Source organism: Streptomyces sp. 63XJN7_1_ISO-PGPR-S23-121, from assembly GCF_056173025.1.
Window position 1 is genome coordinate 4,986,177 of the sequence record NZ_CM149653.1, and the last position, 23,197, is coordinate 5,009,373.

Genomic DNA, 23,197 nt, shown 5'->3' on the forward strand with positions numbered 1-23,197 from the left:
TTGACCGCCATCGACCCCACCGCCCACCTGACCGCGGAGCAGATCGAGGAGCTCGGCCGCGAGCTGGACGCGATCCGCGACGAGGTGATCGCCGGCCGCGGCGAGAAGGACGCCGCCTACATCCGGAAGGTCATCTCCGCCCAGCGCAAGCTGGAGCTGGTCAGCAGGGGCGTGCTGCTGTTCTCGATGTTCCCGCCCGCGTGGCTGATCGGCACCGCCGGTCTGTCCGTGGCGAAGATCATGGACAACATGGAGATCGGGCACAACATCCTGCACGGCCAGTGGGACTGGATGCGGGACCCGAAGATCCACTCCACCACCTGGGAATGGGATCACGTCTCGCCGGCGGACCAGTGGAAGCACTCGCACAACGAGCTGCACCACACGTACACCAACGTGATCGGCAAGGACAACGACCTCGGCTACGGCATCATGCGCGTCGACGAGGACCAGAAGTGGCATCCCTTCCACCTCGGCCAGCCGCTGTGGAACTTCCTCAACGCCTGCTTCTTCGAGTACGGCATCGCAGCGTACGACCTGGAGCTCGGCAAGAACCTGAGCAGGCGCCGCCGCAAGAACCCGGAGTTCCGCGCGCGGGCCAAGGCCGTGGGCCGCAAGATCCGCAAGCAGGTGCTCAAGGACTACGTGATCCACCCGCTGCTGTCAGGTCCGTCGTTCCTCCCCACACTCGCCGCCACGTTCACCGCCAACCTGGTCCGCAACCTCTGGTCCCACTCGGTGATCATGTGCGGGCACTTCCCCGAGGGCGTGCAGGTCTTCGAGCGCCGGTCGATCAAGGGCGAGACGCGCGGCCAGTGGTACCTGCGTCAGATGATGGGCTCGGCGAACATCAGCGGCAGCAAGGCCATGCACTTCATGACCGGCAACCTGTCCCACCAGATCGAGCACCACCTGTTCCCGGATCTGCCGAGCAACCGCTACGCCGAGGTCGCGGTGAAGGTGCGCGCGCTGTTCGAGAAGTACGAGCTGGAGTACGTCACCGGGCCGCTGCCCCAGCAGGTGTTCTCCGCCTGGCGCAAGGTCTTCCGGCTCTCGCTGCCGAACAAGAAGAAGCCCACGGTCCAGACGCCGGCCCGCGAGCAGGAGCTCGTCGCGGCCTGATACCCGGTGTGGCGGGGAACGACGAGACTCGCGGCGCCCTTCGCGGCCCGTACTGTCGGCCTTGCCGGGCCCGGCGCACCGGAGGCCCCAGCTCTTCCGCCCGCGGCCACCTTGATTCCTCACGCCTCGTCGAAGGCCTCGAGCAAGCGCTCGTACGCCGGCTTCGGCCGCAGGGCCGCATCCCACGGCAGGGAATCGGCCGTGCGCGGAGGATAGATCTTGGTGTCGGCGGTGGAACCGTACCGGTCGGTGAATCCCCATGTGGAAGCCGCCGCCCGTCGGCTTTCACGCGGAAGGTGCCACCGATGCTCGACACGGCGAGCGTCACCGTCCCGGAGCAGCCGCAGTCGAAATCCTTGGAGGTGGCTGGCTCATCGCCCTCGCCGTCCCATATCTGTACCTTCACCTGTCCGTCAGCGGTCACGCCGACGCGGAGTGAGGGCCGCTCCTGCCGCCACTCGTCGTAGACGACCGGTACACGTCCGTACAGCCGCAGCCATGAGTCGCCGTCACCGTCACCCACACCGGACATGCGCGCGGTGACGGTGAAGTCGCCATCGGACCTGAGATGCGGGCCGGCCAGGTTCAGCGGGGGGTTGGGCTGGCCGCCGGAGGAGTCCTGCTCCACGATGTGCCGATCCAATGCGCTGACCCGCAGGATGTCGTTCCGCGCGGTGGTGCCCGGCATCTGCGTCCAGTCGTGGTTTCGCAGCAGGTCTTCGTCGTTTCCGCCGCCCGCGCCTTCGCCCTGCCCCGTGCACCCGGCCGCCACCGCCATGACGAGCACCACGGCGGTCAGTCGATGCCACGTCCCCCCCCACCAAGGCCCACGGTCCCTCCCACTCTCTGGTTCGAGACGAGATCAACGTCTCGACACCGGGCCACAGTTCATCACACGTGAGGTACGGCGGCCTTGTGTGGCACGTCCCAGCTCGTGTGGCGGAGCGGGCCCGAGGGTCCAGCGGTGGCGGCCCAGCTGCTGTGAGGTCTCGACGCCCTTGCGGGCGATGCGGTGCCGGATGCCTCGCTGCGACAGCCATTGCCGCAGGTGGCGGTAGTCGTAGCCCTTGTCGGCGTGGAGCTTGCCGGGCCTGCGCCGGCGAGGGCCCCGGCGGGACCGGATCGGCGGTATGCCCTTAACGAGCGGGACCAGGGCCTGGCTGTCGTGGACGTTGGCACCCGAGATTCCGACGGACAGGGGCAGACCGGTCCGCGCGGTGATCAGGTGGATCTTCGAGCCGTACTTGCCCCGGTCGACAGGATTCGGACCTTTCAGGTCCCCCTTTTCAGGGCCCGCATGCTCACCGAGTCGATCGCACACCTCTCCCGTCCAACTCACCGCGGGAGCCGAGTTCATCGAGGACCAGGCGGTGCAGCCTGGCCCACACCCGGGCCCGCGTCCACTCGGTGAGCCTGCGGTGAGCCGTCGCCCCGGACGGCCCGAACAACACTGCGGGAAGCTGGAGGGGATGGGTGTGGGGCGCGTAGGAGACCTCGCGCAGGCCAGCCGCGATGCTGCGGTCCTGGCAAGACGGAGGGTGTCGGTGCGCGAGCCCCGCGCGGTCTGCGGTGTCCCGGTGCGACCCGCGGGCCTTCGGGCCTTCGGGCCTTCGGGCCTTCGGGCAAGCCGAGTGCCTGGTACGGGGCCGTGAGATGGTCGGGACGGCGAGGGCGTGCCGGACGGTGCGGCAGAGTTGTTCGCGCCGTTACTCCGACCGCTCCGGCCAGCGCCTACCCCACTCCTTGACCACCCGGTCGCCGACGGCGAGCGACCGATACGTCCGGCCGTTCACCTCGATGCTGAACTCCCGCCCCTCGTCGGTGCGGATGTGCATCATGTAGTGGCCCATCGGGCCGTAGGTACCGGTCGAACTGCTCACCCCCCGGCCGGTGACCTCCCCGGTGTAGGCGTCCTTGCTCTCGCCCAACCCGTGCGCGGCGATCATCGCCAGGACCATGGCGAGCGGGCCGAAGGAGAGGAGCAGGACCATGGTGTTCGACATGTGCGCCCCCCTGCATCGACGACGGCACAGGCCATCTACGGCAGCGTAGCGGTCTTGTGGGCATCGGCCCAGAAGGCATATCGAGATGGGCTGTGCGGCCCCGGTCCGGGGGCAGGGCTGACTCATCGTCCCGGTGGTGGGCGTCGTGCAGGTCAACGGAGGGTGACGGGACCGGCCAGGCCGTCACGAACGCAAGGAGGCTCCGGTTGACGGGGCGACCGACTGAAGTCGGTCTGCATCACCGGCCCGATCGCGCCGGGAGGGAAACGCACCCCTCATACGGACGCATGAGCAGGTGCGATCGCAAATCAGATACCTGAGAGAGTCACAGGCACACGGACCGCCCGAGTCACCGATCGCATCGTGCGCGCCAGCGCATTCGATCTCACGGCGAAGCCGCACCGGAGTGCTCCGATGCGGCTTCGCCGTCTCATGGACCCGCGCAGAGATCCCGTCAGAACGGGACCGGGACCTGGGTGGGGTCTCGCCGTATCACCCGCGTATCACACAGCCATCACCGACTGGGCAGACTCTCCCGGGCCAAGAGGCTCTGACCTGCAATTCCATGCCCGCCCACTGGAATGGCATGGACGCCCTTGGACGGTCTCCACAGCCTGTGCCATGTCGTACCGCAGGACTCGCACACCAACACCACAGATCACGCATCAAGATCCGGACCAGGTGCGGACCGAATCAGCTCATAAGCAGATGTTTCCATCCTTTGCCGCAGGTCAGAGGCGATGGTGAGCGCGTACCATCAGCAGACGAAGAACCTCCTGGTGTCCTACTCGCCGAAGAAGCTGGGCTTCTTCTAGACCCTGAGGCCGCTTGCCCGGAGGCGGCGTCGCGTTCCGGGCAACCCAGCAAAGGGGCCGGCCAGTCAGGCGGTCGGCCCACTCATCTCGTCCCCCCGGATTCCGTCGACCCACTCCAGCACAATGAGGTACTGCTCCAGCCCATCCGCGTGCTCTCCTCGTCGCCACGCCACCTGAGCAGCTTCACCGCCGTGTACACACCCAGCCGGGCTCAAGCACGCACACGCCGTGAATCACGCGCGGCGGTTTCGGCGCTGATCGCTCTCCCACCCATCCCTGCTCCGGAGCTTTCCAGGCCACCCCGGCATGTGACCGTGTGCTGTCGAAGCGCCCTCATGCATGCGAAGTTCGAGTGTCAAAAGCATCCTTACCAGGCGTCATCATGGGCTACGGTTTTGATGTGGACTCGGGGAAGATCCAGCAGTACTACAGGGTGGGCATGGATGTGGTCGTCCACCTAGGAGGTGGCCGTTCCGCGCGAGGGTTACTCGTCGAGGTCGGCGACGGCAGTGTGGTGCTGGCGACGGAGCGTGGGCCGTCACTGGTGAACGCCGAGGCCATCGAACTCATCGAGGTGGTAGGCACCGCTCCCCCCTCCGTCGGCCCACCGGGTGTCGCGCCCGGGGGCGCCGAGACAGGCGCACCGGGGACAACGGGAGCGCCGGTCCCACCCGGCACCAGGTCCGACGACCGCCTTGGCTCCGTGCCGGACCTGCCCGATGCCGCGCCTGCGGCTCAGCCCAGCGTTGCCCCTACTACCCCTCTCTGGCCGGAGCTGGACTCCGAGTTCGCCCCCGGCGAGACCGAGCTGCAGCTCAGCAACCCTTCCTTCAAATGGGATTCGGTGGTCGACCTCGGCTACACCCTCCGGAAGGAGGTCGAGCAGCATCTGGCTCGCGCAAAGAACCGGCTGGAATCGGCTCGCGTCGCACGCGACGTGGCCAAAGCCGGAGGTGCCATACGCGATCTCGCTGCCGCATCGCAGGCCAGCGGCTACCCGCCGGGCCTCCACCTGGCCGCGCTGATGCTGCTGGAGTGGCGGGAGGGCGATGCGACCCGGCGGCAGGCCGAGGCATGGATGGAGCAGGCCGCCCACCTCGGCGGCCGATACGTGTGGGACCTCGCGGCGCTGCGGGCTCAGGGCGGACGTACCGGGGACGCGATGGCCGCGCTCAGCGAGGCCCTGCGTACGGCCCCAGTGAAGAACGCAGACGACCGGCTGATGCGCGCCTTCCTGGACCTTGCTCTGCAAACGGGAAACGTCATCGAGGCCGCGTACACCCTCGGGGGCGCGGTGGAGGCAGAACCCGGGCCGAGGCGCGTCGCGGCCCGGGCCGCGCTGTACCTCGTGGCACGGCTGCTCCCCGAGCGGGCCGGCCCTCTGGAGCCCTACCTGGAGCGGCAGGTCATCGCCCCGGGTGACCTGTGCCGCATCCTGGACGTGCTCAGCCCCGGTACGTCGGAACGGCTCAGCCTAGCGGTCGGGACCGGCACCCCCGCGGCAACGGTCCCGCAACCCGCACCGGTCCTCCCGCCCGCGTCCCGCAACGGCAGCCCTTCAGCCTCGGCACACGTTCCGCACCACTCGACCGGATCGGCCGCCGCCAACGGTCGCCCCACCCCCTCCCCGCCGCCGGTGCCGGCACCGGTCGCACCCCACACGCCCGGGAAGGATCTCCAGCGGCAGAAGGAGACGGCCAGGCGGCAATTCCAGCAGGGCAACTTCAACGCGGCGATCGCCATCGCCCGGGGTGCGCTCGCGGAATTCCCGTCCGATCCGGACCTACCTGAGATCGTCGCCCATGCCGAGGCGGAGCTGACCGCCCGGGTGACCGAGCGCGGTGGTGCTCTCGCATCCCCGAAGGCCGCCCCTCCGCTGAAGCCGCTCAAAGCGCAGCCACCACGCCCTCGCACCACGCTGTACGCCCGGGCCCAGTTCGCCGACACCCAGGCGAAGGACTGGAAGAAGGCTGAAGCCCTGTACCGTCAGGCGATCGCCGAGGACCCGGGGCACGAACGCGCGCGACGTGCCCTCGCCTGGGGCCTGCACCGCTACCAGCGCAGTGATGAGGCCCTGGACGTGTTACGCGAGCCCGGCGCGGTCGTCCAGGAAACCCTGCAGCACCAGAACATGATCATCACGATCCTCACCGACCGCAAGCGTCTCCCCGAGGCGGCCCGCCTCCTGGAGGAACTGTTGCGCGGCGAGCATCCCAACCAGACCCGCACCGGCCTGCTCAAGCGGCTGGTCGCCGTCTACCAGCGGCAGCGCGACAAGCAGCGTGCCACGGACGCCGCCGAACGGCTCCTCGCGCACGGGCCCCGCAACCCCGAGTTTCGCTCCATCCACGACGCGGTGACCAAGGCGGTGCGCACCGGGGTGTGGGACAAGCTCGACGAACTCCTCGCCAGAAGCGAGTGGCAGCCCGAACTGTCCGAGTCTCTGAGTCCCGTCGTCCGGATGCACCTCAACCGCTGCGAGTACGCCGGTGTCGCCGCTGTCCGCATCCAGGAGGGCTCGCTCGGCGAGCAGGATGTGCTGGAGCTGATCAAGCTCATTGAACGACTGGGCACTTCACGGCCCGCCGACCGTGCCGAGTTCAACCTGTCCGCGGCCCGCATCCTGCGCGACATCAGCCAGACAACCGACCCACGCTTCCTGCGCTCCCTGCGTGCCTTCGGCGCCGCGATGGGCGACCTGTGCGCGGCCGAGCGCCGGCCCTCCGACGTCACCCGCGCCTACTACACGGAGGCAGTGGCGCTCGGTGGCGGCTGGGACAACATGGCCGAGCTGAAGGTCAAGCAGTTCGTCACCTCCTACCTGGACCCCGGCTGGGAGGAGCCCAAGAGTCGGTCCACCTTCGCGGAGTGCGTGCACTGGGTCCTGGAGGACAAGAGCCGCCACAAGCCCCTCGCGATGGGCCTCGTCGGACTTCTCTCGGTGTCCCCGGTGCGGGTCCGCCGCGAGATCATGTCAATGACGTATCGGGACAACCAGATCCGCGACGTGCTGTTCCGGGAGTTGCGCGACTTTCTCAACGACAGTTCGGTGTCGACCAGTCAGGACGCTTACCGACAGTTGTGGGACGAGGCACTTCGCAACCACGTCCGCCTCGTGGACCAGCAGCGCACGATGCTTCAGGCGCTGCTGCAACGCACCGACCCGCTCGACACGCTCACCGAGGACCGCAACGCGCTGGAGAGCACCGCCGACACCGCGTACACCGCGCCGCTGGACCGGGACCGGCTGATCAAGGCGGCCGGCGTGCTGGCGGAGCTGCGCGCTTATCTGGAACAGCCCTCGTACCTGGAGCGGGAACGGCTGTCCTCACGCATCGGTACGTCGATCCGCGAACTCGTCGCGACCATCGAGCGGTTGCCGACCCGGCTCAGCGTCGAGTACCTCGTACCCTTGCTGACCGACCTCGACCAGGCGCTGACCGCGCACTTCGCGCAGGTGCAGCGCGCCGCCGAGCCCACCGATCTCGCGGTCAAGGAAGTTCTGTCGGCGTACACCCCCGACGCGGCGAACGTCATCCAAGTGCAACTGTCCGTCACCAATCCCCCGCAACGCTCCCCGGCGGGCGGAGTGCAGTTACGGGTGCTGCCGAACGACGATGACTACGAGCGTGTGGACAGCCCCGTCTCCGTGGCGCACACATTGCGTGACGAGCAGACCGAGACCTGCACGGTGTCACTCACGGTGACCCCAAAGGCGATCCGCGAACAGTTCGCGACGCTGCGGTTCCGTCTGGAGTACTCCTCTCGGTCCGAGCGCATGCTGGCGAGCGATCCGAGCACCCTGTCACTGCAGCTCAGCGACGTCCAGCAGTGGGAGGCGATCCTCAATCCGTATGCCGAGGGCGCCCCCGTCAGGGACCGTCGGATGTTCTTCGGGCGGGACGCGCTGCTCGGGATCCTCGTGGACACCTTCCACCGCAACGACGCAACCTGCGTGGTGATCTACGGCCAGAAGCGTGTCGGCAAGTCATCCGTCCTCCACCACCTGCAGGAGGAGCTCAAGCCCCCCGTGCTCGCGGCGAAGTTGAGCCTTCTGGAGATTGCCACCAAGATCGATCACGGTGGGCTGCTGTACCTCATCGCGACCGCGTTCCATCGCAGGCTCGAGGAGCTGGAGGATGCTGGTCACCCACCTCTGGACCTGGACCGACCCAACCTCACCGCGTTCACGGACAGTGACACCCCGAATCTGCACTTCGACGCGTACATGTACGAGATGCGGCAGCGGATGCGGCGCAGCGAAGCCTACAGGGACTGGCGGCTCGTACTGCTGCTCGACGAGTTCACGGTGTTGTACTCCGCGATTGAGCGGGGCACGCTGCCGCGGGAGTTCATGAAGTCATGGAAGGCGATGCTGGAAGGAAAGATGTTCTCCAGCGTCGTCGTGGGCAATGATCTGATGCCCCGCTTCCTCAAGGCGTTTCCCAACGAGTTCCAGGTGGCACGCCAGGAGCCCGTCTCCTATCTCGACCAGGAGTCCGCAGAGGCGCTCATCACCGAGCCCATCGCTCTGCCCGGTGGCGAGAGTCGCTACCGGGGCGACTCCGTGCAGCGTGTCATCGAACTGACCGCGCGCAGCCCGTACTACATACAACTCTTCTGCAACCGTCTCGTGCAACACATGAACAGGCTGCGCCAGCCCCTGATCGGTCCCGCCCATGTCGACGCGGTCGCCGCTTCCCTGGTGAAGGGCGAGCGTGCGCTGCCGCAGGAGCAGTTCGACAACCTCCTCACCCCGGGCGACGCCGATGTCAGCGAGCTGCGGGACAACGTGGTGCTCTCCGTACTGAAGGGCGCCTTGGAGGGGTTCGGCAAGGATGTGTACCTGGACGACCGCAAGTCACGTGAACTCATCGACGGGCCAAGGGTGATAGAGGATCTGCTGCGACGCGACGTGATCGAGCTGGCGGCCGAGGGCCGGTACCGCATCAAGGTCGGACTGTTCGCCGAGTGGCTGTCCCACAGGAGGGCCTGAGCACATGATGGACCAGTCACACGTCCCCCTTCCCGACCAGGAGCACGCCAATCCGTTCGCCACGGTCGGACACCCAGTGCACGGAGACGCGCACGTGGGCCGCGCGGAGCAGCTGCGTATCGTACGGGAACGAGTCCTGGAGCAGCCTGTATCCGGCGCGACGGCGATCATCGGGCCACCGCGCATCGGCAAGTCCTCGCTCGCCTATCACCTGTTCATGCGTCCCGACGCCCGCGCCATGTACCCGCGGATGTTGCCGGTGTGGATGAACGTCCGTACCCAGGGCGGCATCGAGCAGGTGCTGCGCCGGCTCGTCGAGGACATCTGGGAGCTCATCGAAGAGGCGGCTCCCGACTCCGTCGACGATCGGCGTCTCGTCCGTGCCCGCGACCGCGCCCTCGCCGAGGCCGCCCCATGGATGGAAGTCCAGGTGGAAACACAGGAGTTCCTCCGTCTGGTACGACGCCGCGACTGGCGCGTGGTATTGGTGCTTGACGAATTCGACGCGGCACGTGAGGTGTTCCGCGACCGGCCGGGCACTTTCCAGGCCCTGCGTGAGATGGCGTACAACCTGGACTGGAACATCGGCCTCGTCACCACATCGCGCCGTGAACTGCGCGACATTGTGGACATGGCCGATCCCGACGAGTCGACCTTCGCCGGCATCTTCCGCTCGGTCTTCCTCACCTGCTTCGACGACGGCGACCTCACCCGGCTGGCGGCCCGCGCTGCCGATCCCCCCGGCCCCGTGGACCGACTGGCCGAACTGACTGGCGGGCACCCCTACCTGGCCAGCATCCTCCTGGACCGGGTGTGCTCCTCCGATCTGCCCAAGAGCCCTCTCGCGGAGGCCCTCGAGCGTCACGCGAGCCCACTCCCGGCCGAGTTCCACTACTACTACCGGGACCTCGAAGGCCTTCTGAGGGCAGACGGGCGACTGCGGGCCATCCTTGAAGTCGTGCTCGGCCCGCAGCTGGAGGTCACCCCCGAGGATGCCCAAGTCTTGCTCCAACAGGGCCTGTTGGTCGTACGCGGAGACACCTATCAGGCGTTCTCTCCGAGCTTCCAGCACTACCTGAACACGATCGGGCGCGGCCTCGGACATTGGGACAACTGGATGACCGTCGAGCGTCGTGTCCGCGATCTCATCGAGAAGGGATTAACCGAACGATACGGCGAGGACTGGGAAGGCGGTCTGCGCAAGGCACGCGGTCCCAAGGTCGCTCCACTGCTCGACAAGTGTTCCGAGCTTCGCGACCGCGAGTCGCACGCCTACGGCAACCGTGCCTCCGGCCGGCTTCTCGACTTCACCTACCCGCGCGATCTCTACGACCTGATGGCCTCCCACTGGGACGTCTTCGGCAAGCTCCTAGGCCGCGACAAGGCGTACTGGGAATCACGGTTCGCCTTGCTCGCGAAAGTGCGCAACCCCATGGTGCACAACCGTATGGGCGTGGTGACGCCGCTGGAGCAGTCCATGTTCCGCACCTACTGCGACGAGCTGATGGCGGTCCTGGACCGGATCGACGGCATACCGGCGGTGGGCTGAGCCGGCCGGCGCAGGAAGCAGACCGGCGTCGCAGTCGTCGTCCTGCCAGTCGTTCTGCGAGGAGTGAGGCTCCCACTGCAACCAAGGTCCGGAACGTTCCCGAACCACCCGGCCTCGGCTACGCCCACTTGCCCATGCGGGCCTGAGCGCCAGTACGTCTTCGGCGGCGCTCTTGTCGAGCGCTCGTTGGACGACGCAGTCGATGAAGCACCCTGCCCCGGTCTCCGGGTACCGTCAGGGTATGAGTCATCCGCATCCCGAGTTGAAAGCCGCACCGCCCCTTCCCGAAGGAGGTCTGCGGGTCGTCGCCCTGGGCGGCCTCGGTGAGATCGGCCGCAACATGACCGTCTTCGAGCACGCGGGCAAGCTGCTCATCGTCGACTGCGGCGTGCTGTTCCCCGAGGAGACCCAGCCCGGCGTGGACGTGATCCTGCCGGACTTCACGTCGATCCGCGACCGGCTGGACGACATCGTGGGCATCGTCCTCACCCACGGCCACGAGGACCACATCGGCGGCGTACCGTACCTTCTGCGTGAACGGCGAGACATCCCCGTCGTCGGCTCCAAGCTGACGCTGGCCTTCCTGGAGGCCAAGCTCAAGGAGCACGGCATCCGCCCGCGCACGGTGCGGGTACGGGAGGGCGACCGGCGCGGCTTCGGGCCCTTCGACTGCGAATTCGTGGCGGTCAACCACTCCATCCCCGACAGCCTCGCGGTCGCCATCCGTACCCGGGCCGGGATGGTGCTGCACACCGGCGACTTCAAGATGGACCAGTTCCCTCTCGACGACCGCATCACCGATCTGCGCGCCTTCGCCCGCCTCGGCGAGGAGGGCGTGGACCTGTTCCTCACCGACTCCACCAACGCCGAGGTGCCCGGCTTCACGACTTCCGAGCGTGAGCTGAATCCGGCGATCGAGCAGGTGATGCGCACCGCGCCGCGCCGGGTCATCGTCTCCAGCTTCGCCAGCCACGTGCATCGCATCCAGCAGGTCCTGGACGCCGCCCACCAGCACGGCCGCAAGGTCGCCTTCGTCGGCAGGTCGATGGTCCGCAACATGGGCATCGCCCGTGACCTGGGCTATCTGAAGGTCCCCTCCGGTCTGGTCGTGAGCACGAAGGAACTGGAGAAGCTCCCGGACCACAAGATCACCCTGGTGTGCACGGGCTCCCAGGGCGAGCCGATGGCCGCGCTGTCACGGATCGCCAACCGCGACCACATGATCCGCGTCGGCAAGGGCGACACCGTCCTGCTCGCCAGTTCCCTCATCCCCGGCAACGAGAACGCCATCTACCGGGTGATCAACGGACTCACCCGGTGGGGCGCCCACGTGGTCCACAAGGGCAATGCCAAGGTGCACGTCTCCGGGCACGCCAGCGCCGGCGAACTGGTCTACTGCTACAACATCGTCAAGCCCCGCAACGTCATGCCCGTGCACGGCGAGTGGCGCCACCTGCGGGCCAACGGCGACCTCGCCATCCGTACGGGGGTCGACCCCGAGCGGGTCGTCATCGCCGAGGACGGCGTCGTCGTCGACCTGGTCGACGGGCGTGCGTCCATCACCGGCAAGGTCCCCGCCGGCAACGTCTACGTGGACGGCATGGAAGTAGGCGGCGCGACCGAGGCGTCCCTGAAGGACCGCCTCACCCTCGCTGCCGAAGGCGTGGTCACGGTGGTGGCGATCGTCGACGCGGACACCGGCGCCCTCGCCGAGGCCCCCGACTTCCTGGCCCGGGGCTTCGTGCACGACGACGCCACCTTCGAGCCGGTCATCCCCGTCATCGAGAAGACCCTGGCCACCGCGGCCGAGGAAGGTGTCGGGGACGCGCGCCAACTCGAACAACTCGTCGCCCGCGCCGTGGCGAACTGGGCGTTCCGCACCCACCGCCGCCGGCCCCTCATCATCCCCGTCATCATCGACGCCTGAGGCGCATCGGGGCCCTGGCGCCTTACCGGCACCAGGGCCCCGAAGGGATTACCTCGGCAGGCACCGGCCACCACACCACCCCCCGCGCGGAGCCGGTGCCCCGCGAACCGGCACCCGTGTCATTCCGAGGGAATGCGGAACTCGAATTCGGGGCGGTCCCACGGCACGGCGGGCGGGTTCGCGAGCGCGGTCCCGCTCCGCACCGCACCGACGCGGTGGTAGAAGCCCTCGGCGGGAAGATGTGACACGACCTTGACACGGTCGAGCCCGGCGGCACGGGCCTCGGACCGCATGTGCGCGACGAGCAGTCGTCCGATGCCCCGTCCCTGCGCTTCGTCGGCGACGAACAGCAGGTCGAGCTCCGGTGGAGCGAGGACGAGCGAGTAGAACCCGAGGACCCTGTCTCCGGGCTCGTCGGAGCCGACGGCTACGAAGGCGCGGTGGGCTTCGATGTAGTCGGGACCGACCCGGTAGCCCGCGACCGCGGCCGCGTACTTGCCCTCGTAGGCGCCTGAGCCGCGCACGAGCCGCGTGAGCCGTTTGGCATCCCGCGCGACGGCCCTCCGTATGGTGACCGGCCGGCTGATCGGGGAAGTGCGTGAACCCATCGGGGGAGTATGGCGCACGGGGAGGTGCCTTCGTGCGGCGGGTCGGCGGGTCGGCGGCCCGGGCGGGCGTCCCGCACCGCTCCCGGGAACCACCTGACCGGGCCACGGCCGGCCAGTCACTGCCGCGTCGCCCGCCGGGCTCAGACGGTGGCGAGCGCCTCGGCGTACTGCTCGTCGGTCACCGGCTCCAGCCAGGTGGTGCCGTCGCCGTCGGCATCGCCGACGACCATGGCGATGTGCGCCATCAGGGTGGTGTCGGTGCCGCCGTGCCAGTGCTCCTCACCGGGCGGGCACTTGACGGTCTGGCCGGCGCTGACGCGGACGACGTCGCCGTCACGGGTGCCGACGAGGCCGACACCGTCGGTGATGTGGAGGATCTGGCCGTTGGCGTGGGAGTGCCAGTGGGTGCGGGCCCCGGGGGTGAAGCGGACCAGGGCGGTCGCCAGCCTGGCCGGCTCGGCGGGGGTCTCGATCATGTTGAGGTAGACGTCGCCGGTGAAGCGCTCGGCGGGGGCCTTGACGGTCGGGGTCTGCGGGACGAGTTCCACGGGAGTCGCTCCTTGTCGTGGGGCTGGGGGGAAGTGGTGTGCGGGGTCGGGTGTCACTGGGCGACGTAGCCGCCGTCGACGGGCAGCGCGACGCCGACGACGAAGCCGGCGCCGGGGCTGCACAGCCACAGGACGGCCTGCGCGATCTCTTCGGCGGTGCCGAGACGGCCGACGGGCTGGTTCGCCTCGGCCTCGGCCCGGTCGAGCTCTCCCTTGGCGATCATGTCGCTCACCATGGGGGTGTCGATGGTGCCGGGGCAGATCGCGTTGATCCGGATGCCCCGCGGGGCGTACTCCAGGGCGGCGCTGCCGGTCAGACCGATGACGCCGTGCTTGCCGGCGTGGTACGAGGCGCGGCCGGGGATGCCGACCAGGCCTCCCAGGGAGGAGCAGTTGACGATCGCTCCGCTGCCCTGGGTCCGCATGTGACGCAGCTCGTGCTTCATGCTCGCCCAGATGCCGCGCAGGTTGACGGCGTGGACGCGGTCGAAGGTCTCGGCCGCCTCCTCGGCGGCGTCGGCGGGCGGGATCTGGATGCCGGCGTTGTTGTAGGCCATGTCCAGGCGTCCGAAGGTCTCCACCGTGCGGTCGACGGCGGCGGCGACCTGTGACTCGTCGCTGACGTCGCAGGTGAGGGCGAGCACCCTGTGGCCTTCGTCGGTGAGCTGCCGTGCCACCGTGTCGAGGGCGGCCTCGTCGATGTCGGCGAGGCCTACGGCGGCGCCCGCTTCGGCGAAGGCGCGCGCCGTGGCCAGTCCCATGCCGGACGAGGCTCCGGTGACGAAGGCGACCTGGCCGGTGAAGTCGTACGCGGGGTTCAACGGGCTTCGTTCCTTCCGTGCGGTGCGTGGGGCGGCGGTATGCCGGGGGCGCCGGTCAGGGCCTGAGGAGTGCCTTGACGGCCCGGCGCTCGTCCATGGCCCGGTAGCCCTCGGCGACCTGGTCGAGGGGCAGGGTGAGGTCGAAGACCTTGCCGGGGTCGATCCGGCCGGTCACGACGCGTTCGACGAGGTCGGGCAGGTAGCGGCGCACGGGGGCGGGGCCGCCGCGCAGGCCGACGTGGGAGAAGAACAGTTCCTGCCCGTCGACGGCGACGTCGTGCGGGACGCCGACGAAGCCGACGCTGCCGCCTGGGCGGGCGGAGTGCAGCGCCTGCCGCATGGCTTGCGCGGTGCCCACGCACTCCAGCACGCTGTCGGCGCCGATGCCGTCGGTGAGGTCCTTGATCCGGGCGATGCCCTCGTCGCCGCGCTCGGTGACGATGTGGGTGGCGCCGAACTCGCGGGCCAGCTTCTGCCGGGACTCATGGCGGCTCATGGCGATGATCCGCTCCGCGCCCCGCTCCTTGGCGGCGATCACCGCGCACAGGCCGACCGCCCCGTCGCCCACGACCACGGCGGTGGATCCGGGCTTCACCTCGGCGGCTTCGGCGGCCCACCAGCCGGTGCCCATGACGTCGGAGACGGCCAGCAGACCGGGCCACAGCTCCTCGCCCGGCACCTCGTCCGTGGCGACCAGGGTGCCCTGGGCGTTGGGGATGCGGACGTAGTCGGCCTGGCAGGTGCTCATGAACTCGCGGTGCAGGCAGTTCGACGGGAAGCCGTTGCGGCAGTTGGCGCAGGTGTTGTCCGAGGTCGCGAACGAGCCGACGACGAACTGGCCCGGCTTCACCGCCGTGACCTCGGAGCCGACCTCCTCGACGAAGCCGACGTACTCGTGCCCCATCGGATGGGCGTCGCCGATCGGCTCCAGGCCGCGCCAGGGCCACAGGTCGGAGCCGCACACGCAGGTGACGGCCGTGCGGATGATCGCGTCGGTGGGGTGGAGGATCTTCGGGTCGTCCAGCGTCTCGAAGCGGATGTCACCGGGGGCGTGGATCACTGCGCCGCGCATGCGGGGTTCCTTTGCTCACATGCAGTCGGACCGCTGAAACGGTCCGCGTACGACCGTCCCCGGGCGCGGGACGACCGCGCGCCGAGGTCGGGCGGCCCCGTCCCGGCCGGCGGACGGCCGGGGACAGCGCCTCGTCCTCCAGGTAACCGCCCGTGGCGGCGGCCGGCCAGTCACCGTCGATGGGTGTACCGGCAGTACACCCCTCATGCGGCCCGCCGCACGTACGGTCGAAGGGTGGACAACCAACAGGAGGTCCGCGAGTTCCTCACCTCGCGGCGAGCCAAGATCACCCCCGAGCAGGCCGGGCTGCCCTCCGGGACCCGGCGTCGCGTCCCCGGGCTGCGCCGCAGCGAGGTCGCGGCCCTGGCCGACATGAGCGTGGAGTACTACGCCAAGCTCGAACGCGGCAACCTCGCCGGTGCCTCCCCCGCCGTCCTCGAGTCCGTCGCCCGTGCCCTGCGGCTCGACGACGCCGAACGTGCCCACCTCCTCCATCTGGCCCAGGCCGCCGACGGCTCCGACGCTCTCGTCCGGCCCCGGCGCCGGCGCCCCGCCCGGCAGTGGGCCCCGCACCGCAGCCTGCAGTGGACGCTCGACGCGATCACCGCGGGCCCCGCCTTCGTCCGCAACGGCCGCATGGACATCCTGGGCGCCAACGCCCTCGCCCGCGCCTTCTACAGCGACGTCTACGCGAACCCGCACAACCAGGCGAACCTCGCGCGCTTCACCTTCCTGGACCCCGCGTCGCGCCGCTTCTACCCCGAGTGGGGCCCGGCCGCCGACGTCACCGTCGCGATCCTGCGCACCGAGGCCGGCCGCAACCCGCACGACAAGGAGCTGCACGACCTCGTCGGCGAGCTCTCCACCCGCAGCGACGACTTCCGCACCCGCTGGGGCGCCCACAACGTCCGCCACCACGGCACCGGCACCAAGCACTTCCACCACGAGGCGGTCGGACGTATCACCCTCGCCTACGAGGGTCTGGAGATGGCGGCCGAGCCCGGCCTCACCGTCACCATCTACACGGCCGAACCCGGCTCACCCTCCGAAGAGGCGCTGCGCCTGCTCGCCTCCTGGGCCGCGACACGGGAAGCCCTCGCCGGGCGTCCGGGCGAGCGCTGAGCTCCCTCCGGGAACGCCTCCGGTCGCACCCCGGTGCGCAGGCCGGTGATCGCCGGGGCGCACGGCTCGCCGGCCGCGGCGAGCGGCCGGCTCAGGCCGGGCAGGCCGGTTCCGTCCCGGGAGCCGACGGGTCGGTGGTGGGCGACGCGCCGGGGTCCGGGGACGGGCTCGCCGAATCGGAGGGGCAGTCCTCCGGGCTGGAGGGTTCGGCGGTCGGCGTGGGCGGGTCGGTGGGGGTGGGTGTGGGCGAGGGGTCCGGTGACGTGGAGCCGGACGGGGAGGGATCCGGTGACGGGGAGGGGCCGGGGCCCGTCGTGGACGGGGACGGCCGGGGCGACGGCGAGGCCGGCACCGGGTGCGAGGGGGACGGGGCGGGCGTGCCGGGGTCGGGACCGATGACGATGCCGCCGCCCCGACCGCCGCCGCCCCCGCGTCCGCCCTGGTCGGCCGGCTTCGTCGCGGGGGTGTCGCCGCCCGCTCCGGGCGACCGGGGGATGACGCCCTTGCCGTCGGGCACGGTGTGCACGCCGCTGCGGTAGAAGTCCAGCCAGTGCCGGACCAGCTCGAGGTAGGACCGCGAGTGGTTGTAGCTGAGGATCGCCCGGTCGAGGTCGGCGGCCCGGCGCAGGTCACGGTCCCCGGCGCACAGGTAGTGCCCGGCGGCGAGGGCCGCGTCGAAGACGTTGTTGGGGTCGCCGCGGCCGTCGCCGTTGCCGTCCGCGCCCCACCGCGCCCACGTCGACGGCAGGAACTGCATCGGCCCCACCGCCCGGTCGTACACGGTGTCGCCGTCGTGGACGCCGCCGTCGCTGTCCAGGATCAGGGCGAAGTTCCGGCCGTCCAGCGCCGGTCCCGTGATCCGGCCGAGCGTGGTGCCGTGCCGGTCTACCGCACCGCCGCGCGCCTGTCCGGACTCCACCTTGCCGATGGCGGCGAGCAGTTGCCAGGGCAGTGCGCACCCCGGGTCCGTGCGGCCGACGGACGTCTCCGCGGCGCGGTAGGCGCGCAGCACGGTGCCCGGGATGCCGGACTCGGCCCGGGCCCGGACGACCTGCCCGGCGCGGGGCGGGACGTCGGGGCTGACCAGCGGCGGGAGTTCGGTGTGGTACGAGCCGTCGTCGGGCGGGGCGAGTTCGGCGTACGGGGGGTCCGGCGCCGGGGCCGGGGCCGGGCGGTCGTCGGCGGCCGGCCGGGCGCTCTCCCTGTGCGGGAGTCCGGGCCCCTGGGAGGCGGTGAGCGCCGCCACCGCGGTCACGGCGATGGCGGTGGCGCGCAGACCCTGCCGGGTCCGGACGGACACACGACGGGCGCGGCGTTGGGGCATGGTCTGTCACTCCCTGGTGGTGAGACTCGTACGGGTTCAGCGGCCGAAGGTGTCGATGCCCGAGACGAGCCAACGGCCGTCGTGCCGCTCGACGTCGACGGCGAACATCGCCCCGGCGTAGGCGCCCTCGTCCTCGGCCTTCTTGTCGCCGGAGGTGCTGACGCTGCTCTGGTCGGCGTAGACCAGGACGCGGGCCAGGTCGCCGTCGACGCGCTCGACCGCGCTGTCGGTGACCATGGTGGTGATCACCGCCTTCTGCTGGTCGGCCTGCTTGCGGATGTCGCCGAACAGGTCCCGGTGCTGGGCGACCGCGCGTCCCGTCAGCCATTGCCCGGCGGCCTTGTCGAAGGCGTCGGGGTGGGCGTGGTCGTACGAGAAGAGCGCGGCGACGGCCCTGGTGGACTGGCCCTTGATCTCGCTGGTGCGGGCGGTGTCGGCGAGGGCGGTGTTGCGTGCCGCCGGGGTGTCTCGGAGGGCCTCCGCGCGGGCGTGCGCCCAGCCGGCGAAGCCGCCGAGGACCAGGGTCAGCAGGAAGAGGGCCACGAGGGTGCGGCGGGCGCCGGACGGGTGCGGGGTCGCGCCGTCCGGCCGGTCCGCGTCCTCGCCTCCCGGGGGCGGGCCGTTCCGGGCGACCGCCCGTTCGCCGGGGGGCGCGGTCCGGATGCGGGCCGGCCGTGGCCGGTCGCGCGGTTCCCCGCGTCCCTGGACGGCGTCCGTGCCGGCCGGGGGACGGAGGGCCTCGCGGGCCTGGCGGCGGCGTGCGTTGTTCAGGTGGTGGCGGGTCGTCGGCATGGTGTGTCGTCCTCTCCTGCGGCCGGTCAGCCGGCCGGTGTGCCGCCGACCGGGGCCTGGCCCAGGGCGCTGAGCTTCCAGTGGCCGTCGGTGCGGGTCAGTTCGCCGAGCATGCGGCTGTCCTTGTCGGTGCTTGCGTCACCGGGCGCCTTCACCGTCACCCGCAGGGCCACCAGCACCCGGGCGCGGCCGGCCCGGTCGTCGAGTTCGGTGAGCGCGCCGGAGAGCACCTTGGCCGTGGTCACGGTCCTGGCGGTCTTCACCTGGGTGGCGAACTCGTCCCGCCCTGAAACCAGTTGCTCGTGCAGCTCGCCGGTGGTGGAGGACTCCCAGAGGTCCAGGCCGCGGTCGATGCTGCGGTGGTCGAGCGTGTTGAGGTTCTGGACGGCCTGTTCGCCGGCGGCGAGGGCCGCGTCGCGCTGCTCGGCGTAACCCACGGAGTCGTCGTGGGCCGCGTCGTACCAGTCCCAGCCCGCCCAGGCGGCGAAGCCGCCCGCCGACAGGGCGAGGGCGAGGGCCGTGGCCGTCAGCGCGCGGAGCCGGGCCGGTCCGCTGGTCCCGCGTTTCATGGTGTCCGCCTCTCCCCCGCGCCCGCTCAGCGGGTCTTGATGTCGACGATGCGCCACTGGTCCTTCTCCCATCGCGCGGTCACCGTGAGCTGGGCCGCGGCGGAGGTGGTGCCGCCCTTGCCGCGGTGCGAGATCTGGTCGAGGAAGACCAGCAACCGCGCGTCGTCGCCGTCGAGTTCGATCACTCCGGTGCGCACGGCCTGGGTGCTCAGGGTGACGCGCTGTTCGGCGAGGTCCGCGCGGATCCGGCCCATGAGCTCCGTGTACTGGCGGTCCGCCCGCCCCGCGAGGACGGACCGCGCCGCCCGCTCGGTGGATTCCAGGCCGTCCGGCGTGTACGAGAAGATCCGCGCGAGGGCGTTGCCGACGTCACCGGCGACGCGGGTGGTGGCCTCGGCGTCGGTCAGCGCGTGGTTCCCGGCGGACGGGGTCGACCTCAGCTGGTGGGCGCCGTAGAAGAAGAGACTGCCGGCGAGAACGAGCAGCGCGGCCCCCGCCGCGGGGGCGAGGCGTCTGACGAGGGCACGCGGGCGCCGGCCTCCGCGGGCCTGCGACGGCTCCTCCCGCGTGGTCTCCGCGCCCGGCCCGGCGTCCGCGTCGGCGTCCGCGTCGGCGTCGGCGTCGGCGTCGGCGTCGGCGTCGGTGCCGGTGCCGGACTCCGCGTCCGCGCTCCCGGACTCCACATCCACGCTGTCGTGCTCCGCGTCCGTGCCGGGGGCGTCGTCGGCGTTCCCCTCGGCGGCGGTCGCGCTCTCCGTCCCGTCGCCCGGGCCCGTGGCGTCCCGGGACCGTCCGAGGTGCAGCAGCCGTGTCATCGGCTCTCGTCCTCCTCATCCGTCCGCGCGAGCGGTACCGCGCTCAGTGCCTTGACCTTCCACTCCCCCGCGTCCGTGCGGGCCAGGACCGCCTCGAGGCGCTTGCGGTCGGTGGTCGGCGACTTCGATCCGGCGGGCGTGACGTCGACGCGCACGGTGGCGACGAGCTTGGCGGTGCCCGCGCGCGTGTCGAGGGCGGTGAGCGCGGCCTCCGTGACCGTGCCCCGTGCCGAAGCGCCCTGTTCGGGAGCGGTGCCGCCCAGTTCGTCCCGCAGCGGCCCGGTCGAGGCGGCACGCCAGTCCTCGATGCCCGCCCGCGCCCGTTCCCGGGTCGAGGCGTCGAGTGTGTTGAGGACGGCGAGCCGCTCGCGCCCGTCGGCCAGCGCCTCGTCGCGTTCACGGCCGTAGGCGAGCGAGTCGTCGCCCCGTGCCTGGACGTACGTCCACGCCCCGGTGCCGCAGAACGCCAGCGTCAGCGCCAGTCCCGCCCCGGTGAGGACGCGCGCGCGGCTCATCGGCCCGCCTCCGGGTCCGCGCCGAGCAGCCCCGGCAGGCCGTTCACCGCGGAGCCGCCCGTGTCCGGCAGGGCCAGCGCGCCCGGCAGGGGGGCGGCGGACTTCGACGGGGCCGGCCCGGCGGCGCCCGTGCTGCCCGAGGGCAGGGAGCCGGGCCTGGCCGGGTCGGGCACCGCGCCGCCCCGGGGCGCGTGGGCGGAGCCTCGTACGTTGACGCCGCTCGCGGCCGGTGCCGTGCAGAAGGCGCCGGTGTTGAGGGCGGGGGCGGTACCGAGGTCCAGGCCGGTGCGGTACCGGGTGCCGCCGTAGCCGTCGGTGCAGGGCAGGGGCTGGAAGAAGGTGACGGCCAGGCCGAGTTTCATCGTTCCCCCGTCGACGGCGGTGGCACCGGCCGAGACGGCCGCCGGGTACCTCACGAGCAGTTCCTCGATGCCGCGCTGCCGGGTGACGGCGACCTCGGAGGTGGTGAGCAGGTTGGCGAGGACCACGCCCAGGCTGGGGTCGAGGTCCCGCAGCAGCCCGCTGACCTGGGTGGCGGCGTCCGGCGTGACGGCGAGGAGCCGACGCAGGTCGGCGTCGGAGCCCTTGAGGGAGCGGGCGAGTTCCGTGGCGCCGTCGGCGAAGCCGCGGATGGCCTCCCCCTCCTCGGCCTGGGTGCGCAGCACGGTCTCTCCGTCGGTGAGCAGGCGGGTGGTTGAGGGCAGGTTGCGGTCGGCGGCCTCGATGAAGGCGCTGCCGTTGTCCAGCAGCACCTCGAGGTCGTCGCCGTGCCCCTCGAAGGCCCTGCCGAACTCGTCGACGACCGTGCGCAGGTCCTCCAGCGGCACGGACCGGGTGAGGTTGTCGACGCTGGTGAGGACGTCGGTGACGGGCGCGGGCACTTCGGTGTCCGGCTCTTCGATCCGGGCGCCCTCGGCGAGGTAGGGACCGTCGTCGCTCTCGGGCCGCAGATCGATGTACTGCTCGCCGACCGCGGAGAGTCCGGCCACCACGGCTCGCGTGTCGGCGGGGATGCGGGGGGCGGACTTCTTGATGCGCAGCTCCGCCACGACTCCGTCCGCGGTGAGCCCGATCGGGCCGACCCGGCCCACCGACACGCCTCGGTAGGTGACGTCGGAGTGGGTGAACAGGCCACCGGTGCGCGGGAGTTCGACCTTCACGGTGTAGTAGTCGGCGATGCCGACGTACCGGCCGAGGTCGGCGTACCGGATGCCGAGGAAGGCGAGGACGAGTACGGCGATGACAAGGAAGGCGAGGTTCTTCAGGCGTACGGCGAGGGTGATCATCCCTGCGTGCCTCCGTCCCCGGGGTTGCCGGTGGGTGCCGATACCGAGGGCAGGGGCAACGGTGCCGACGGGGAGGTCGCGGCGCCGGTGCCGCCGGGCCGGGTGCCCGCCCGCTTCCCGGGTGCGGCGCCCCGCTCGCTCTGCGCCGTGGCGGTGGGCGAGGGGGTGGTGCTCCGGGGCACCAGGGGCGGGATGACCTGGGTGCCGGGGGTGGCGGTCATGTTCAGGTACACGTTGAGGTAGTCGCCCTTGACGCCGTTGAGCACCTCGTCGGTGAACGGGTAGGTGAGCAGGACCTGGAGGGAGTCGGGCAGGTCGGTCCCCGCGTCGGCGAGGGCCTTGAGGGTGGGGGCGATGGCCTTGAGGTCGGCGACCATGTCGTCCTTGCTCGCTTCGACGGTGGAGACGGCGACCCCGGACAGCGTGTCCAGGGAGCGCAGCATGGTCAGCAGTGAGCCGCGCTGTTCGTGCAGGGTCTTCAGGCCGGGCGAGAGGTCGGTCAGGACGGTGCGGACGTCGTCCTTGCGGCCGGCGAGGGTCGCGGCGAGCCGGTTGACGCCGTCGAGGGCGTCGGTGATGTCGCCGCGGTGGTCGTCGAGGTTCGCCACGAGTTCCTCGACCCGTGTCAGCATGGAGCGGACCTCGGGTTCGCGTCCGCCGAGGGCCTTGTTGAGTTCCTGCGTGATGGTCTTGAGCTGGTTGACGCCGCCGCCGTTGAGCAGCAGGGACAGGGCGCCGAACACCTCCTCGACCTCACTGTTGCGGCCGGTGCGGGCGAGCGGGATGACACCGCCGTCACCGAGCCGTTCCGTGCCGGCGGACTCGGCGGGCGCGACGAGCTGGAGGTACTTCTCGCCGAGCAGGCCGGACTGCTCCAGGCGGGCGCCGGCGTCGCGGGGCAGCCGGACGTCTCCGTTGATCTTCATGGTGACGCGGGCGGACCACGCGTCGCCGTCCAGGCGGATGTCGGTGACCCGGCCGACGGCGACGTCGTTCACCTTGACCGCGGCCTGCGGCACCAGGCTGAGGGCGTCGTCCAGCTCGGCGGTCACGGTGTAGGGGTGGGAGCCGAGGTCGGCGCCGCCCGGCAGGGGCAGGTCCTCGATGCCGTCGAAGCGCGGGGCGGTGACGGAGAACGCGCCGAGGGCCAGCGCGAAGCCGAGGCCGAGGGCGAGGAGTCCGCCGATCCCGACGCCGGTGACGGCGCCGGTGGCGAGCACCCGCCGTCGTACCGTGCCGTGCGGGACCTCGACGCGGGGGGCCTCGGCGGTCTCCACCTGGTCCGCGGCCGTGGCGTCCACCGGGTCGGACGC

At 70.8% G+C, this 23,197-nt stretch carries 17 protein-coding genes and 1 pseudogene; 5 read left to right on the forward strand and 13 right to left on the reverse strand.

Annotated features, from left to right (window positions below):
* The gene (locus AC0VYN_RS22085) at positions 1–1,122 is read left to right on the forward strand and encodes a fatty acid desaturase family protein (RefSeq protein WP_475532363.1); all 1,122 of its coding nucleotides are present in this window, start codon (positions 1–3) and stop codon (positions 1,120–1,122) included.
* A 952-nt stretch (positions 1,123–2,074) separates the two neighbouring features.
* On the opposite strand, the pseudogene AC0VYN_RS22090 reads toward AC0VYN_RS22085, so the two are convergent.
* Positions 2,075–2,567, reverse strand: a pseudogene (locus AC0VYN_RS22090) (IS5 family transposase); the annotation flags it as partial.
* Positions 2,568–2,828: 261 nt separating this feature from the next.
* Positions 2,829–3,125: a DUF7489 domain-containing protein gene (locus AC0VYN_RS22095; RefSeq protein WP_475532364.1), complete on the reverse strand. Its 297-nt coding sequence runs from the start codon at positions 3,123–3,125 to the stop codon at positions 2,829–2,831.
* Between the two features lie 1,197 nt (positions 3,126–4,322).
* Here AC0VYN_RS22095 and AC0VYN_RS22100 point away from each other — a divergent pair.
* The 3 genes from AC0VYN_RS22100 (at position 4,323) to AC0VYN_RS22110 (ending at position 12,412) form a co-directional block, all read left to right on the forward strand.
* Positions 4,323–8,936 carry a tetratricopeptide repeat protein gene (locus AC0VYN_RS22100; RefSeq protein WP_475532365.1) on the forward strand — a complete coding sequence of 1,538 codons (4,614 nt, stop codon included), beginning with the start codon at positions 4,323–4,325 and terminating at the stop codon, positions 8,934–8,936.
* A 4-nt stretch (positions 8,937–8,940) separates the two neighbouring features.
* The gene (locus tag AC0VYN_RS22105; protein WP_475532366.1) at positions 8,941–10,485 is read left to right on the forward strand and encodes an AAA family ATPase; all 1,545 of its coding nucleotides are present in this window, start codon (positions 8,941–8,943) and stop codon (positions 10,483–10,485) included.
* 241 nt (positions 10,486–10,726) lie between these two features.
* The gene (locus tag AC0VYN_RS22110; RefSeq protein ID WP_475532367.1) at positions 10,727–12,412 is read left to right on the forward strand and encodes a ribonuclease J; all 1,686 of its coding nucleotides are present in this window, start codon (positions 10,727–10,729) and stop codon (positions 12,410–12,412) included.
* Between the two features lie 119 nt (positions 12,413–12,531).
* Here the strand turns inward: AC0VYN_RS22110 and AC0VYN_RS22115 are convergent, their stop codons facing one another.
* From AC0VYN_RS22115 to AC0VYN_RS22130, 4 genes are all read right to left on the reverse strand, one after another.
* Positions 12,532–13,020 (reverse strand): GNAT family N-acetyltransferase, encoded by a 489-nt coding sequence (locus tag AC0VYN_RS22115; protein WP_475532368.1) that lies wholly within the window; start codon positions 13,018–13,020, stop codon positions 12,532–12,534.
* Between the two features lie 140 nt (positions 13,021–13,160).
* On the reverse strand, positions 13,161–13,568 hold the full coding sequence (locus AC0VYN_RS22120; RefSeq protein ID WP_475532369.1) for a (R)-mandelonitrile lyase: 408 nt from the start codon (positions 13,566–13,568) through the stop codon (positions 13,161–13,163).
* A gap of 53 nt (positions 13,569–13,621) precedes the next feature.
* On the reverse strand, positions 13,622–14,389 hold the full coding sequence (locus AC0VYN_RS22125; protein ID WP_475532370.1) for a glucose 1-dehydrogenase: 768 nt from the start codon (positions 14,387–14,389) through the stop codon (positions 13,622–13,624).
* Between the two features lie 55 nt (positions 14,390–14,444).
* Positions 14,445–15,461, reverse strand: a complete 1,017-nt coding sequence (locus AC0VYN_RS22130) for a zinc-dependent alcohol dehydrogenase family protein (protein ID WP_475532371.1) — start codon at positions 15,459–15,461, stop codon at positions 14,445–14,447.
* 234 nt (positions 15,462–15,695) lie between these two features.
* Here AC0VYN_RS22130 and AC0VYN_RS22135 point away from each other — a divergent pair, with 234 nt between their 5' ends.
* Complete coding sequence (locus tag AC0VYN_RS22135; protein ID WP_475532372.1) at positions 15,696–16,583, forward strand: helix-turn-helix transcriptional regulator; 888 nt, start codon at positions 15,696–15,698, stop codon at positions 16,581–16,583.
* A 91-nt stretch (positions 16,584–16,674) separates the two neighbouring features.
* Here AC0VYN_RS22135 and AC0VYN_RS22140 read toward each other — a convergent pair whose 3' ends face one another.
* From AC0VYN_RS22140 to AC0VYN_RS22170, 7 genes are read right to left on the reverse strand one after another with little or no spacing between them, the layout of a single operon-like run.
* Positions 16,675–17,907 (reverse strand): lytic transglycosylase domain-containing protein, encoded by a 1,233-nt coding sequence (locus AC0VYN_RS22140; RefSeq protein ID WP_475532373.1) that lies wholly within the window; start codon positions 17,905–17,907, stop codon positions 16,675–16,677.
* Positions 17,908–17,943: 36 nt separating this feature from the next.
* Positions 17,944–18,699, reverse strand: a complete 756-nt coding sequence (locus AC0VYN_RS22145) for a hypothetical protein (protein WP_475532374.1) — start codon at positions 18,697–18,699, stop codon at positions 17,944–17,946.
* 26 nt (positions 18,700–18,725) lie between these two features.
* Positions 18,726–19,268: a nuclear transport factor 2 family protein gene (locus AC0VYN_RS22150; RefSeq protein ID WP_475532375.1), complete on the reverse strand. Its 543-nt coding sequence runs from the start codon at positions 19,266–19,268 to the stop codon at positions 18,726–18,728.
* A 26-nt stretch (positions 19,269–19,294) separates the two neighbouring features.
* On the reverse strand, positions 19,295–20,083 hold the full coding sequence (locus AC0VYN_RS22155; RefSeq protein ID WP_475532376.1) for a hypothetical protein: 789 nt from the start codon (positions 20,081–20,083) through the stop codon (positions 19,295–19,297).
* Positions 20,080–20,598: a hypothetical protein gene (locus tag AC0VYN_RS22160; protein ID WP_475532377.1), complete on the reverse strand. Its 519-nt coding sequence runs from the start codon at positions 20,596–20,598 to the stop codon at positions 20,080–20,082. Before AC0VYN_RS22160 ends, AC0VYN_RS22155 begins: the two co-directional genes overlap by 4 nt.
* Positions 20,595–21,884, reverse strand: a complete 1,290-nt coding sequence (locus tag AC0VYN_RS22165; protein WP_475532378.1) for an MCE family protein — start codon at positions 21,882–21,884, stop codon at positions 20,595–20,597. The genes AC0VYN_RS22160 and AC0VYN_RS22165 overlap by 4 nt, the downstream gene beginning before the upstream one ends.
* The gene (locus AC0VYN_RS22170; protein WP_475536956.1) at positions 21,881–23,104 is read right to left on the reverse strand and encodes an MCE family protein; all 1,224 of its coding nucleotides are present in this window, start codon (positions 23,102–23,104) and stop codon (positions 21,881–21,883) included. Before AC0VYN_RS22170 ends, AC0VYN_RS22165 begins: the two co-directional genes overlap by 4 nt.
* Positions 23,105–23,197 lie beyond the last annotated feature (93 nt).

Bases quoted from the DNA above. Each gene is read 5' to 3' on its own strand.
- AC0VYN_RS22095 (WP_475532364.1), bottom strand. From the start codon at position 3,125: ATGTCGAACACCATGGTCCTGCTCCTCTCCTTCGGCCCGCTCGCCATG.
- AC0VYN_RS22100 (WP_475532365.1), top strand. From the start codon at position 4,323: ATGGGCTACGGTTTTGATGTGGACTCGGGGAAGATCCAGCAGTACTAC.
- AC0VYN_RS22105 (WP_475532366.1), top strand. From the start codon at position 8,941: ATGATGGACCAGTCACACGTCCCCCTTCCCGACCAGGAGCACGCCAAT.
- AC0VYN_RS22110 (WP_475532367.1), top strand. From the start codon at position 10,727: ATGAGTCATCCGCATCCCGAGTTGAAAGCCGCACCGCCCCTTCCCGAA.
- AC0VYN_RS22115 (WP_475532368.1), bottom strand. From the start codon at position 13,020: ATGGGTTCACGCACTTCCCCGATCAGCCGGCCGGTCACCATACGGAGG.
- AC0VYN_RS22130 (WP_475532371.1), bottom strand. From the start codon at position 15,461: ATGCGCGGCGCAGTGATCCACGCCCCCGGTGACATCCGCTTCGAGACG.
- AC0VYN_RS22140 (WP_475532373.1), bottom strand. From the start codon at position 17,907: ATGCCCCAACGCCGCGCCCGTCGTGTGTCCGTCCGGACCCGGCAGGGT.
- AC0VYN_RS22145 (WP_475532374.1), bottom strand. From the start codon at position 18,699: ATGCCGACGACCCGCCACCACCTGAACAACGCACGCCGCCGCCAGGCC.
- AC0VYN_RS22150 (WP_475532375.1), bottom strand. From the start codon at position 19,268: ATGAAACGCGGGACCAGCGGACCGGCCCGGCTCCGCGCGCTGACGGCC.
- AC0VYN_RS22155 (WP_475532376.1), bottom strand. From the start codon at position 20,083: ATGACACGGCTGCTGCACCTCGGACGGTCCCGGGACGCCACGGGCCCG.
- AC0VYN_RS22160 (WP_475532377.1), bottom strand. From the start codon at position 20,598: ATGAGCCGCGCGCGCGTCCTCACCGGGGCGGGACTGGCGCTGACGCTG.
- AC0VYN_RS22165 (WP_475532378.1), bottom strand. From the start codon at position 21,884: ATGATCACCCTCGCCGTACGCCTGAAGAACCTCGCCTTCCTTGTCATC.